This window comes from Planomonospora sp. ID91781 (assembly GCF_015711595.1).
Classification (GTDB): Bacteria; Actinomycetota; Actinomycetes; order Streptosporangiales; family Streptosporangiaceae; genus Planomonospora; species Planomonospora parontospora.
The window spans coordinates 2,497,513-2,510,606 of the sequence record NZ_JABTEY010000002.1 but is presented as its reverse complement, the minus strand read 5'-3'; the positions used below and the strand labels follow the sequence as shown (position 1 = coordinate 2,510,606).

Below are 13,094 nucleotides of genomic sequence, written 5' to 3'. Positions count from 1 at the left end.
GCGTCGCACCGTTCTCGGGGGCCAAGAGATCGACACTGACGACCACGAGTGAGGCATCCATGAAACGTCTCCTGTCGGGGCTGGCCGCCATCGCGTTCGCGCTGGCCGCACCCCTCCCGGCGCACGCCGACAGGACCCCGGACGACCTGCGCGAGCTGTCGCGCACGCTCCGGGTGCACATCGGCTCGGCCGTCGACGCCACCGCCCTCGCCGGCGAGGCCGACTACCGCCGGGTGCTCAACCAGGAGTTCAACCACGTCACCGCCGAGAACGCGATGAAGTGGGAGACGGTCGAGCCCCAGCGCGGCGCGTACGACTGGGAGGCCGCCGACGCGGTGGTCGAGAACGCCCGGCGCAACCGGCAGCAGGTGCGCGGGCACACCCTGGTCTGGCACAACCAGCTTCCCGCCTGGCTGATCGAGGGCGTCGACTCCGGGGCCATCGACGCCAGGGAGCTGCGCAAGATCCTGCGCAGCCACATCATGACCGAGGTCGGCCGCTACCGCGGCAAGATCCGCGCCTGGGACGTGGTCAACGAGGTGGTGGACGACACCGGCAAGCTGCGCGACAGCATCTGGCTCAAGCACCTCGGCCCCGGCTACATCGCCGACGCCTTCCGCTGGGCGCACCAGGCCGACCCGCGCGCCAGGCTCTACATCAACGACTACAACCTGGAGTGGGACGCCAAGAAGATCGAGACCACGCTCGGCATCGTCAAGGACCTCAAGGCCAAGCGGGTGCCGATCCACGGCATCGGCTTCCAGGGGCACCTGGGCATCCAGTACGACTACCCGGGCGACTTCGCCGGCGTGATGCGCCGGTTCACCGACCTCGGCATGGAGGCCGCGATCACCGAGGCCGACGTGCGCATGGTGATGCCGGCGACGGCGGAGAAACTGGCCACCCAGGCCGACTACTACCAGCGGATGCTCTCCACCTGCGTCGCGAACAAGCGCTGTGTCGAGTTCACCGTCTGGGGCTTCACCGACCGCCACTCCTGGGTCCCCGACTGGTTCGAGGGCGAGGGCGCGGCCAACATCATGGACGAGAACCTGGCGCACAAGCCCGCCTACGACGCGCTCCTCGCCGTCCGCAGGAAGTAGGCCGCCCGGTCTCCGCCCGGCCGTCGGCCGGGCGGAGACCGCCGGTTCAGCGCACCCGCCGGGACCTGAGGTCGTACCGCCGGGGTACGGTCCGCCTCGGCCGCGCCTTGACCTCGGGGATCGCCGGCGCGTCGACGACCTCCGTGCGCGGTTCGCCGACGCGCCGCCGGGTGGTCAGGTCGACGGCCGTGCCGTGGCGGCCGGTCGCGGCGTGGGCGGCGGCGAACAGGATGAGCATGTTGAGCAGCTTCAGGAACAGCAGCATGCCCACCGCGCCCGCGACGACCTGGTACGCCGGGTTGGCCGAGCTGATGTTGAGGTAGACCTGCCCGACCGTCTTCAGCAGTTCCAGTCCGACCGTGATGACCAGGGCCGGCACGACGACGCGGCGGGGCGACAGGTGCAGCCGGGGCGTCAGCGTCAGCAGCGCCGTCGACAGCAGCAGGTTCACGCAGATGCCGAGGACGAAGGCGGCCGCCGACAGCGTCCAGCGCGCCGGTACCGCCTCGGTGCCGACCGTCGCCTCGATCAGCCAGGCCAGTGCGGTCTGGGCGCCGAACGACAGGGCCAGTGAGATCGACAGCAGCAGCCCGAGGGCGACCAGCACGCCCAGGTCGATGAGCCAGCGCAGGAAGAAGTTGCCGGGATACTGCTCCAGGCCCCAGACCGCGCGGATCGAGGAGCGCATGGAGTCGATCCAGAACAGGCCGGTCAGGGGAAGGCCGAACGAGGCGATCATCCCGGCCGTGTCGCGTGCGTCGCGCAGCGCCTGCACGTCCAGGCGCGGGAACGTGTCGCTCAGGTAGCGCTCCACCTCACCGATCGCGGCGGGCGTGTCCAGCACGTGGCCCATGATCACGAAGCCGAGCAGGGCCAGGGCGAAGGTGGCGTAGAACGCGTAGTAGGTCATCCCGGCCGAGAGGCGGCCGGCGTCGGTCCGGTCGTAGTGGACGCCGGCCCGGACGAGGTGGTCGAGCCAGCCGTGCCGGCGCCGCGCCCCGGCCCATCCTCTGGCGAACCCGCCGGTCCACCGGCTCGTCCTCGCGGTGGCCGTCATGAACGCGCACTCTACCCACAGAAACGGGTTTCAGCGCTCCCCGCCGGACAGCACCCCGCCGGACAGCGCCCTGCCGACTCGCCGCGATAATGTTAGGATAGGCTAACCTAAATATGTGGACAGATCGCCGGTGGCCCACTACCGGAAGAAGGGCCTTGCCCCGAGCGACCGTCGTGGTGTCGGGCGGGCGAGCCGACCTCCCCGAAGGGACTGCGAGAACCATGACCCCGCCGCGCCCCGCCGTCGTCCGCCATCCCCTCGCCTACCGGCTGCTCGAGGTCGTGCGCGTCGTCCGGATCACCCCCCGGACCGTGCGCGTCACCCTGACGGGTCCCGAACTCGCGGGCTTCCGCGAGCAGGCGCCGACCGACCACGTGAAGCTCTGCTTCGCCGAGCCCGGAGCCGAGCTGCCGACGCCGCCGGTCATCGAGGACGACATGTGGGTGGACGCCGCCGTCAAGCCGATCACCCGCGACTACACCGTCCGCCACCACCGGCCCGAGGTCCTGGAGCTGGACCTGGACATGGTCGTGCACGGCGAGGGGGTGGGCTCCGCCTGGGCGGACCGCGCCGAGCCCGGCATGCGGATCGGGGTCCTCGGCCCGCGCGGTTCGCAGGTCGTGCCGCCGGTGTACGACTGGTACCTGCTGGCCGCGGACGAGACGGCGGTCCCCGCGCTGGGCCGCTGGCTGGAGGCGCTGCCCGCCGGGGTGAAGGCCGTCGCGTTCGCCGAGGTCTCCGGCCCGGAGGAGGAGCAGCGGTTCGCCACCCGCACCGATCTGGCCCTGACCTGGCTGCACCGCGGCGACGCCGCCCCGGGCACGACCGACCTGCTGGAGCGGGCCGTCCGGGCGGCCGTCCTCCCTCCGGGCACGGGCTACGCCTGGGTCGCGGGCGAGGCGAACACCCTCAAGCCGATCCGCCGCCACCTGCGGCTGGAACGCGGGCTGGCCAAGGAGCAGGTCGACGTCGACGGCTACTGGAAGCGCGGGGAGACCGACCACGACCACCACGCCCAGGACGACGACACGGTGTGATCCCGCGGGGACGGGCGGGCCCGGGGGGGCGCGGGGCCGCGCCCTCGGTCAGGGACGGAACCGGATCACAGGTGGAACCAGTGGATGCGGCGGCACGTCGTGCAGACGAAACACGTCGCGTCGCGGTTGGCCCAGTCGAGGTTCATGAACGACATCCCCGTGGTCTGGAGCTTCCACCGGTGGTGTTCGAACAGCTCGCTCTGGCACGTGTCGCAGCTCAGGTTGGCGCCGTGGGGAAGCGTGACGGTCTGGGGCTCGCTCATACCGATGATCCAATCACGCTTTCCGGGTCCTGCCAGGCCTCCCGGCCGACTAGGTTGAAGCGATGATCATCTGGTTGAACGGGACCTTCGGCGCGGGCAAGACGACCACCGCCGGAGAACTCACCGGGATCGTCCCGGGGGCGAGGGTCTTCGACGCCGAGTACGTGGGCTACATGCTGCGCGCCGTTCCGGGCCTGCCCGAGGTCCGGAACTTCCAGCAGTGGCCCCCGTGGCGCGGGCTGGTCGTGCAGACCGCCGTGCAGCTGCTCGACTACCTCGGCGGCGCGCTCGTCATCCCGCAGACGGTCCTCGTCGAGGAATATTGGACGGAGATCCGCCTCGGCCTGGAGAAGGCCGGCATCCCCGTCCACCACTTCGTGCTCCACAGCGACGACGACACCCTGATCCACCGGATCGAGACGGACGCCGTCGAGGCCGGAGCCCGGCAGTGGAGGCTCGACCACCTTCCGGACTACCGCCGGGCCCTGTCCTGGCTGAGCCGTGAGGCGCAGGTCGTCGACACGACCGGGATCCCGCCGGCACAGGTCGCCCGGATCGTCGCGGCCCGTGCGGAGGCGGGGAGCTGACACTCCGGACGACCGCGAAGGCCGGGGCTCCGCCGGCACCGCGGGCGGATCGGAACCCGCCGGAAGCCGGCGCGGACGGTCCGGCGGGCCGCTCCAGTGCGGGTGGTCAGGAACCGGGCGGAAGGCGATGCGGGCGGTCCGGCGGGCCGCTCCGGCGCGGACGGTCAGGAACCGGGCGGCGGAGCGACCGAGGAGCGCACGACGAGGCGCGAACGGAGCGTGTGCATCGTCCGGGCGGGCTCGGCGCCGCCGATCGTGTCGAGGAGCACCTCGGCCGCTTTCGCGCCGAGCCGGTGCACGGGTTGCTCGATCATGGTCAGCGGCGGATCCATGACCGCCGCCCACGCGCTGTCGTCGAAGCCGATCAGCGCGACGTCGCGCGGGTAGGCGAGACCCGCCGCCCGCAGGGCCCGCAGGGCCCCCGTCACGGCCTCGGTCTCGGTGCAGAACAGCGCGGTCGTCCGGTCGGGGAGGGCGAGCATCCGTGCGACCTCCCGCGTCACCCGGTCCTCGGTCTTCCGGCCGACCATCACCAGTTCGGGGTCGAAGGGGATGCGCGCGTCGTCGAGCGCGTCGAGATAACCGCGCAGGCGTTCGCCGTCGGTCCACAGGTTGCGGGACGCCTCCGCCAGCAGTTCCCGCCGCGTCGCGGGCACCTGCGCCGCGGGCGGCCCCCACACGAACCCGATGCGGCGGTGGCCGGCCTCGATGAGCGTCTCGACCGCCCCCCGCGCCGCGTCGCGGTTGTCGATGACGACCGCGTCGAGGTCGAGCGAGGCGACCGCCCGGTCGACGAGGACGACGGGGATGCCGCGGTCCAGGGCCGCCTGGATGTGCGCGACCTCGCCCCGGCCGACCGCGGTCGACGCGATGATGACGCCGTCGACGCGCTTGTCGATGAGCACGTTCACCGCCGCGACCTCCTCCTCGAGGTCCTCGTAGGTGCTCAGCACGATCGTGTCGAACCCCCGGGCCCGGGAGGTGTCGGAGATGCCGCGCATCACCCCGGCGAAGAAGGGGTTGCCGATGTCGGCGAGGATCACCCCCAGGGTGTGGCTGACGCCGGTCGACACGCTGCGGGCGAGCGCGTTCGCGCGGTAGCCGAGCCTGTCGGCCGCCGCCAGCACCCGTTCCCGCAGCTCCGCGCTGACGTATCCGTACCCGCCGAGCGTGCGCGCCGCGGTCGCGCGGCCGACACCGGCCTCGGCGGCCACCTCGGAGATCGTCGGTTGCGCCGGTGTCTCGTCCCGGTCAGACGGCATGGGTCGCGCCCCTCCCTCATTCCTCGTGTCCGGAGGCTCGCCACATGCTAGCCACGGCGGGACGGCCGCGGCCGAACGCGCCTTCGACGAAGCACTGCTCGTAGGCCGTGCGCGCTCCCGCGTGCAACGCGTCCTCGATCATGCGGCGCCGCGGCGGGGCGTCCGGGGCCCAGCCGTCGCGCAGCAGCGAGACCGCGAAACCGGCGAGGAAGGCGTCACCGCAGCCCATCGTGTCGACGATCCCCCGCGGGCCCGCCACCCGGAGCGCCGGGGCGGTGAGGGTGACACGGCCGTCGCAGGCGATCGCCCCGTCCACGCCGCGGGTGGCGAGCGCGATCCCCGCGCCCCGCCGTACGGCCTCGGCCAGGAGGCCGCGCGTGGCGGCCTCGTCGAGGTGCGAGCACGACAGGAGCACCAGGTCGGCGTGGGGGCAGACCCGGTCGAGGTAGGCGGGGGTGCGGAACTCCTCCTCGCTGGAGAGGTCGAAGCTCACCAGCGGGCCGAGCCCGGCCAGCTTCGGCAGCTCGCTCTCGCTGCGGGAGTACACGCTCGAATGCACCAGGCCGAAGGAGGAGACGTAGGCGAGCAGCCCGCCGTCGAGCACCAGGGGCTCCCGCACCGTGACCCCGCCGCCGTTCCAGCCGAGGAAGACGCGGTCGCCGTCGTCGACGCGCAGCAGGGACAGGCCGGTCTCGCCGGTCCGCACGACGCAGCGGTCGACGGCGACCCCCTCGGCGGCGATCGCCTCGCCCAGGAAGCGACCGAGGTCGTCGTCGCCGAAGACCCCGAGGTAGGCGGCTTCGAGACCGAGGCGGCGGGCGTAGACGGCGACGTTCACGCTGTTGCCGCCCGGATAGTCGGTGCCGCGGTCGACGAACCGGTCGACGATGTTGTCGCCGAAGCCGAGGACTCTCATGGATTCTCCTGTGCGCGGGCGGGGGCGGTGCTCAGTAGTCCATGACGCGGTAGTAGCGGCGCAGGTCGAGCGAGTGGTCGCGGACCCCCTCCAGGTGCTTGCTGACCCGGCCGAGGACGGTGTCGAGCACCAGCGGGGCGACCAGGCCGCGGAACTCGGGGCTGATCCCCTCCAGCGGGTAGTCGCGGGTGTCGAAGACGGTGACGTCCTTGCAGACGCGCCTGGCGAAGGACTCCACGCGGTCGGTGAGCGCGCGCGTCTCGTCCTCGCCCTGGAAGATGACGACGCTCGTGTCCTCCTCGATCAGCTCCAGGGAGCCGTGGAAGAACTCGGCGCTGTGCACCCGGGTGGTGCGCAGCCACTGCATCTCCTCGAGGATGCACATGGAGTACAGGTAGGTGAACCCCCACAGGTTCCCGCCGCCGACCAGGAAGTGGTAGTCGGTGTCCTTGTGCGCCTCGGCGAAGGCGGCCGCGACCGGGTCGGCCTGCCTGGCCACCCGGACCAGGATCTCCGGCAGGCCGGCGAGCTCGTCGGCGAGCCTGCCGTAGCCGTCGAACTCGCCGCGCCGCTCCAGCAGCCTGCCCATGAACAGCAGCATCTGCGCGTCGAAGGGCCAGGCCTTCGGCTCGGAGACGAGGGCGACGTCGACCTCCCGGGCGACGGGGGAGTCGGGGTAGCCGGTGAGGCCGACGGTGCGGACGCCCCTGGCCCGGCAGTACCCGATCGCGCGGACGACGTCGTCCGTCGTGCCCGAGACCGAGGGGAAGACCGCCACGGAGCGCTCGCCGAGGGACGCGTCACCGGAGGCGATCAGCTCCGCCGCGATCACGGCGCGCACCGGGAAGGCGGAGGAGCGCCGGGCCAGGTGCTCGTACGGCCACATCTGGGCGTAGGTGCCGCCCGCGCCGACGAGGAAGAGGTTGTCGAACCCCTCGTCCACGAGCCGGTCGACCAGTTCCTCGATCTGCGGGCGCAGCGCCACGGTGCTGGCCATCTGCCGGAGGAATTCCGGTTCGTCGAATCGGAGCATCTTCTCGTCCTTTCGGGGGCGCGCTCGCGGCCGGTGCCGCTCTGTGACCTGATACCGGTATCACGCGGAGGTCACGCTGGCACAGGCCGGTATGCGCCGTCAACACCTTCTTCTCCGTAGCGATCCCTTCTCTGCTGTTCACGGAGGATCAGATGAGCGGGTTCCGACTCGGACTCTCTGTAAAAGATCTTGCGCCTGGGTCTGGTACCGGTATCAGAACGTCTGTACAGTCGGCCCACACCAAGCGCTTCGTGTCGCAGACCTCCACGGCGGATCCGAGGTGCCCCGCACCGGCGGTCCTCTTTCCCCGAGAGAACCCCGAGAGAAAGGAAGAGCCCATGCGCTCTCGCGCGCTGACGACGTTCGCGGTACTCGTCGGGACCTCGGTGCTCACCCTCGCCGGCTGCGCCGGTGAGCCGGCGGCGAAGGCGCCCGCGGTCGACGCCGCGGCCGTCCCGGAGTTCTCCGGGACGCTGAGCGTCCTGACCAAGTTCGCCGGAGACTCCCTGAGCCCCTACTTCGAGGGCGTCGTCGCCGACTACCGGAAGATGCACCCCGAGGTGGAGGTCGAGCTCATCCAGGAGACCGACCAGAGCGTCAAGGACAAGACCAAGACCCTGACCGCGTCGAACGCCCTGCCCGACATCTACTTCAGCTGGACGGGCGACTGGGCGGAGAACTTCGTCCGCGGCGGCCTGGCGGCGGACCTGACCGCGGTGATCGGCCCCGGCACCACGTGGGGCGCGACCTTCAGCCCGGCGGCGCTGTCGGCGTTCGCCTACGACGGCAGGTACTACGGGGTCCCGCTCTACAACAACGGCAAGTTCATGGGCTACAACAAGGCGGCCTTCGACAAGGCCGGGGTGAAGGTGCCCGCCTCCTTCGAGGAACTCCTGGCGAGCTGCGCCCCGCTGCGCGAGGCCGGGTACGAGCCCGTCACCTTCGGCAACAAGGACGGCTGGCCGGCCCTGCACTACCTGCAGCAGCTGTTCGCCTACCACGTGCCGGGCGACGTCCTGAACGCCGACTTCGACCCCGGGACGGCCAAGCTCGACCACCCCGGCTACGTCACCGCGCTCAAGCAGTTCAAGACCCTCGTCGACGACTGCACCGACACCCGCGACGGCACCAACGGCGTGCTCTACAGCACCGCGCAGGAGAAGTTCCTCAACGGCAAGGCCGCCATGTACTACCAGGAGATCCTGGAGTTCGCGAACGTCACCGACGAGCGGGAGCTCAAGCCGGAGGACTTCGGCATCTTCCCGCTGCCGGTCCCGCAGGGCGCCGCCGGCGACCCCCGGGCGATCGAGGGCGCGCCCGAGGGCTACCTGATCAACGCCAGGTCGCCGCGCGTGGCGCTCGCCGTCGACTTCATGAAGTTCGTCACCAGCCGGGAGAACGCGGAGAAGCTCTCCGCCGCGCCGTACGCCCAGCCCAGCACCGTCGTCGGGGCCGTCACCGCCGAGACCTCCGGCAAGGCCGTCTTCGAGGGCATCGAGATGGTCAACAAGGCCTCGAAGCTGACCGTGTGGCTGGACATGGTGACCGTCCCGGAGGTGGCCGACGCGTGGCTGGCGGGCGGCGAGGCCCTCATCACCGGCAGCTCGACCCCGGAGAAGGTGCTCGAGAGCGTGCGCCGGGCCTCGGCGGCGGCCAAGTAGCCGCGGCCGGAGGAAGGACAAGCCGGTGCGCGCCATCGTGCGGAGGACACTCGGGTTCGCGTGGGTCGTCCCGGCCCTGGTGCTGGTGGGGGTGTTCGTCTACCTGCCGCTCGCGCAGAACCTGTGGTTCAGCACCCTCGAGTGGGACATCTACAGCGGGAGCCGGGAGTACATCGGGCTCGACAACTACGGCAGGCTCCTGCAGGACCCGGTCTTCTGGTCCTCGTTCGGCAACAACCTGCTGTACGCGGCGGTCTCCATCGCCGTCCAGGTGTTCGGGGCGCTCGTGCTCGCGGCTCTGATCGAGAGCATCCGGAGCGAGCGGTGGCGGCGCGGCCTGCGGGCGGTCTACTTCCTCCCCTCGGCGATCTCGCTGACCGTCGCGGGCCTGCTCTTCTACTTCGTCTACGAGCCGAGCCTGGGCCCGCTCAACCACCTGCTCCGCTCGGTGGGGCTGGGGGAGCTCGCCCAGGCCTGGCTGGGCCAGGAGAGCACCGCGATGAACGCGATCATCGCGATGAGCCAGTGGCAGGGCTTCGGCTACTCGACCCTGCTGTTCGCCGTCGCGATCCAGCGCATCCCCGCCGAGATCCACGGCGCGGCGGCCATCGACGGCGTCGGGCCGGTCCGCCGCTTCTTCCACGTGACGCTCCCGCTGGTGCGGGAGATGACCGGGCTGATGGCGATCGTGACCGTCTCCGGGTCGTTCCAGGTGTTCAACGAGGTCATGGTGATGACCGGCGGCGGGCCGAACAACTCGACGCAGGTACTGGGGACCTGGCTGTACCGCAGCGGATTCGTCCGCAACGACTTCGGCTACGCCGCCGCCATCGCGACGGTGCTCTTCGTGATCACACTGGGCATCGCCCTGCTGCAGCTGTGGTTCACCCACAGGAGAAGGGTGGAATGGTGAGTCGCCTGAGCTTCCTCGGGGTGATCGTCCGCGTGTTCATGTGGGCCTTCCTCCTCGGCCTCGCGGTGGTCGTGCTCTATCCGCTGCTGTGGATGCTGCTCAACGGGTTCAAGACCAACGCCGAGCTCTTCGGGAACCCCTTCGCCCTGCCCGTCGACTGGAGCTTCGACAACTACCGCAAGGCGTGGAACCGGGGGGTGAGCGACTACCTGACCACCAGCGTGCTCGTCACCGTGACGTCCACGGTCGCCACCGTGTTCGTCAGCGCCTGGGCGGCCTACGGGCTGACCCGGGTACGGATCCCGATGAACCGGACGGTCACCGCGCTGATCCTCGGCGGGCTCATGCTCGCCCCCACCGTGGCGCTCGTGCCGCTGGTGAAGATGTTCCAGTCGATGGGCCTGTACAACAGCTTCTGGGCGCTGCTCATCCTGTACACGGCCTTCCGCGTCCCGTTCACCACCTTCCTTCTGCGCGCCTACATGATCGACCTGCCGCGCGAGGTCGACGAGGCCGCCGAGATGGACGGCGCCGGCCGGTGGACCGCCTTCTGGCGGATCACCCTGCCCATGTGCAAGCCGATCATCACCTCGACGGTCCTGCTGCACATCCTGTTCACCTGGAACGAGTACCTCTTCGCGATGGTCTTCACCAGCGGCAGCGGCGTGCAGACCCTGCCGGTGGGGCTGACGAGCCTGATGAGCAAGCACGGCACCGAGTTCCCCGTGGTCTTCGCGGGCATGGCGATCGCCGCGGTCCCGGTGGTGCTGCTGTTCTTCCTCGGGCAGCGCTACATCGTCAGGGGACTCGCCGACGGAATCGGGAAGTGACCACGTCACAGGGGCGCGCGCGACGGACGGGCAGGCGAACGGGCGTCCGCTCCCGCGGTGACACGCCGGAGAAGGAGCGACCCCCGGGCACCTATCCGTGTCCCCGGGGGTCTGTCGAAGCCGCCACATCACGGCGCCAGCGGCGTTTAAGAGTGTGGATCAGCCGTAACGACGTTGCGCTCTGCCATTGAGCCACCGGTGCACGGTAGAGCACCGAGCCGGATTCGAACCGGCATCTCAACGATCACAGTCCACCTCGGTCGATCTGGCGCTCGACGGCGATGCTGATTCTGGAGCGAGAGTCTGAGTTTGATCGGCTGCCTCTACCGGTTGGGCTACCCGGGCCCGCTCGTGCCCGGGGGAGGAGTCGAACCTCCACTGTCACCGTCGTTCAGTCTGACGTTCATCTTCAGCTTGCGCTCCTCGCGCACCCGCCCGCTCAGGGACGGGGGTTCCTGGGGCTACCCGAGCAGATAGCCGAACACGGTCTCACCGATCCGCCGGTCGGTGATCTCGATGCCGTTGGCCTCCTCGCGGGCGTACTTCACCGCGTCCTGCAGCTTCTGCACCCTGCCCAGAAGCTCGTTGACACGGCGCTGCGGCAGCGCACCGGAGAACGACACCTTCGTCCAGTAGCCGACGACGACGTCCTCGTTGTAGACCTGCACCTGCGCCGGGTGCTTGTCGGTCGCCTCGGACAGGACATGGTTGCGGGGGACCTTCTTGGTGCGGGTGGTCTTGACCGGCTCGGTCCGCCAGGTGTCGGTGTTCTCGTCCAGCGTCCAGGTCTCGGACGGGTCGAGCGTCGGCAGCTTGGCGATGAGCGTGTGCAGGTCGGTCAGCTGCTTCTCCAGGAACAGCAGATACGTCACCGGCACGTCGGCCAGCAGAACGGTTCCGTCGATCCTGACGTCCGCCCTGGCCTCGCAGTTCGCCCAGTCCTTCGTCGCGGTGACGTCGAACAGCCGGGTCAGAGCCGCTCCCACGTCCTTGAGAACGCCCTCGGCCTGGACCTGGACCTTGGCGGACTCGGGCGGAAGCTGCTCGCCCTCGTCGTCGATCGGCTGGTAGGACCGGGAGATGCCCGACAGCAGCGGCGTCTTCTGGATCGTGTGATACGCGTCGGTCACCTTGCGCTGGACGTCGGACTTGACGCCCTTCTCGACGGCGAGGATCTGGTTGAGCTTGGTCACGGCAAGAGGCTAGTCCCATTTCGTACGGTGCCACACCTGAATATTTGGTTCTTTCGGAAAGTCGGCTTCATGCGCCACTGTCCGAGGGCGGAGATCGGTGACCGGGCTCCGCCCGCACGGCGCCGTCGTGCGGAGCCGAAGCCCGCGGTCTTCTGAGATCCGGGCTCCGAGGGCCCCGATGCCGTGCCGGGCGAGCAGGCGGACGGAGAGTCGCAGGTAACGTTCGTTCTCCGGGGTGAGCGCGACGGTGGCCCCGTTCGGCAACGTGATCGGCGCCCGCTCGGGATTGACATGCAGCCTTCCGGCTGCCTAATTTAAAGGCAGCCGGAAGGCTGCATGTCGATGGTCGGCGAACCGGTGCGGAGGCGGGCGTGGACGAGGTGTTCAAGGCGCTGGCCGATCCGAGCCGGCGCGCGCTGCTCGACTCGCTCAACGCCCGCAACGGGCAGACGCTGCGCGAGCTGTGCGCCGGGCTCGACATGGCCAGGCAGTCCGTCAGCAAGCACCTCGCGGTGCTGGAGGAGGCCGGGCTCGTCGCCACCGTGCGGCGGGGACGGGAGAAGCTGCACTACCTCAACGCCGCGCCCGTGCACGAGATCGCCCACCGGTGGATCAGCCGCTACGACCGGGCCAGGGTCCAAGCCCTGGCGGACCTGAAACTCGCCCTGGAGGAGACCCCGATGGACGCGCCGACCTTCGTCTACACCACCTACATCCGCACCACCCCGCAGAAGCTCTGGCAGGCGCTGACCGAGCCCGCCTTCACCCGCCGCTACTGGGCCACGGAGTTCACCACGGACTGGTCCGCCGGCTCACCGATGACCTGGGACAACCACGGTGTGCTGATCAGCGACCCGGAGCAGGTCGTGCTGGAGGCCGAGCCCTACAGCCGGCTCTCCTACACCTGGCACGCCATCACCCCGGAGCTCGCCAAGAGATTCGGCTGGGACGAGGAGCTGCTCTCCCGGCTGTCCGGCGAAGCCCGCTCGAAGGTCACCTTCACGATCGAGGAGGTCGCGCAGGTCGTAAAGCTCACCGTCGTGCACGACGGCTTCGAGCCCGGATCTGTCCTGGCCGAGATGGTCGGTCACGGCTGGCCGAACGTGGTGGCGAGCCTGAAGACGCTGCTGGAGACCGGCGAACCGCTGCCGGCCGATGCGTGATCTCCCCGGCCGGGGCCCGGCGGCGTGGCGAGGTGCCGCTGGACGGGCCCGCGGGCGCCGCGGCCGGGGACGACGG

The 13,094-nt window shown here is 70.2% G+C and carries 13 protein-coding genes; 7 read left to right on the top strand and 6 right to left on the bottom strand.

The window, feature by feature from the left end; all coding sequences use genetic code 11:
• The first annotated feature begins 59 nt into the window (after positions 1–59).
• Positions 60–1,103: an endo-1,4-beta-xylanase gene (locus HS048_RS30210; protein WP_196469392.1), complete on the top strand. Its 1,044-nt coding sequence runs from the start codon at positions 60–62 to the stop codon at positions 1,101–1,103.
• A 46-nt stretch (positions 1,104–1,149) separates the two neighbouring features.
• On the opposite strand, the gene HS048_RS30205 is transcribed toward HS048_RS30210, so the two are convergent.
• Positions 1,150–2,160, bottom strand: a complete 1,011-nt coding sequence (locus HS048_RS30205) for a YhjD/YihY/BrkB family envelope integrity protein (RefSeq protein WP_068904279.1) — start codon at positions 2,158–2,160, stop codon at positions 1,150–1,152.
• 221 nt (positions 2,161–2,381) lie between these two features.
• Here HS048_RS30205 and HS048_RS30200 point away from each other — a divergent pair, with 221 nt between their 5' ends.
• Positions 2,382–3,197 (top strand): siderophore-interacting protein, encoded by an 816-nt coding sequence (locus tag HS048_RS30200; protein ID WP_196469391.1) that lies wholly within the window; start codon positions 2,382–2,384, stop codon positions 3,195–3,197.
• A gap of 65 nt (positions 3,198–3,262) precedes the next feature.
• On the opposite strand, the gene HS048_RS30195 is transcribed toward HS048_RS30200, so the two are convergent.
• Positions 3,263–3,460 carry a hypothetical protein gene (locus HS048_RS30195; protein WP_196469390.1) on the bottom strand — a complete coding sequence of 66 codons (198 nt, stop codon included), beginning with the start codon at positions 3,458–3,460 and terminating at the stop codon, positions 3,263–3,265.
• A gap of 62 nt (positions 3,461–3,522) precedes the next feature.
• On the opposite strand from HS048_RS30195, the gene HS048_RS30190 reads away from it, so the two are divergent.
• Positions 3,523–4,047, top strand: coding sequence for an ATP-binding protein (locus HS048_RS30190; RefSeq protein ID WP_196469389.1), 525 nt, complete (start codon positions 3,523–3,525; stop codon positions 4,045–4,047).
• Between the two features lie 164 nt (positions 4,048–4,211).
• Here HS048_RS30190 and HS048_RS30185 read toward each other — a convergent pair whose 3' ends face one another.
• Genes HS048_RS30185 through HS048_RS30175 form a run of 3 tightly spaced genes read right to left on the bottom strand, consistent with a single transcriptional unit; the run spans position 4,212 to position 7,258 of the window.
• The gene (locus HS048_RS30185) at positions 4,212–5,309 is read right to left on the bottom strand and encodes a LacI family DNA-binding transcriptional regulator (protein ID WP_068904282.1); all 1,098 of its coding nucleotides are present in this window, start codon (positions 5,307–5,309) and stop codon (positions 4,212–4,214) included.
• A 16-nt stretch (positions 5,310–5,325) separates the two neighbouring features.
• Positions 5,326–6,225, bottom strand: a complete 900-nt coding sequence (locus HS048_RS30180) for a PfkB family carbohydrate kinase (RefSeq protein WP_196469388.1) — start codon at positions 6,223–6,225, stop codon at positions 5,326–5,328.
• Between the two features lie 31 nt (positions 6,226–6,256).
• Positions 6,257–7,258 carry an SIS domain-containing protein gene (locus HS048_RS30175; RefSeq protein ID WP_196469387.1) on the bottom strand — a complete coding sequence of 334 codons (1,002 nt, stop codon included), beginning with the start codon at positions 7,256–7,258 and terminating at the stop codon, positions 6,257–6,259.
• Positions 7,259–7,596: 338 nt separating this feature from the next.
• Here HS048_RS30175 and HS048_RS30170 point away from each other — a divergent pair, with 338 nt between their 5' ends.
• The 3 genes from HS048_RS30170 to HS048_RS30160 are packed head-to-tail and all read left to right on the top strand — an operon-like array spanning position 7,597 to position 10,662.
• A complete protein-coding gene (locus HS048_RS30170) occupies positions 7,597–8,919 on the top strand; it encodes an ABC transporter substrate-binding protein (protein ID WP_196469386.1) in 1,323 nt (440 codons plus the stop codon).
• A 25-nt stretch (positions 8,920–8,944) separates the two neighbouring features.
• Positions 8,945–9,832, top strand: a complete 888-nt coding sequence (locus HS048_RS30165) for a carbohydrate ABC transporter permease (RefSeq protein WP_068904290.1) — start codon at positions 8,945–8,947, stop codon at positions 9,830–9,832.
• Positions 9,826–10,662, top strand: a complete 837-nt coding sequence (locus HS048_RS30160; RefSeq protein ID WP_068904293.1) for a carbohydrate ABC transporter permease — start codon at positions 9,826–9,828, stop codon at positions 10,660–10,662. Before HS048_RS30165 ends, HS048_RS30160 begins: the two co-directional genes overlap by 7 nt.
• Before the next feature lie 461 nt (positions 10,663–11,123).
• Here HS048_RS30160 and HS048_RS30155 read toward each other — a convergent pair whose 3' ends face one another.
• Positions 11,124–11,855 (bottom strand): hypothetical protein, encoded by a 732-nt coding sequence (locus tag HS048_RS30155; RefSeq protein ID WP_068904295.1) that lies wholly within the window; start codon positions 11,853–11,855, stop codon positions 11,124–11,126.
• A gap of 371 nt (positions 11,856–12,226) precedes the next feature.
• Here HS048_RS30155 and HS048_RS30150 point away from each other — a divergent pair, with 371 nt between their 5' ends.
• Entirely contained in the window at positions 12,227–13,018 is a 792-nt protein-coding gene (locus tag HS048_RS30150) for a metalloregulator ArsR/SmtB family transcription factor (RefSeq protein WP_196469385.1), read from the top strand.
• Positions 13,019–13,094: the final 76 nt, after the last annotated feature.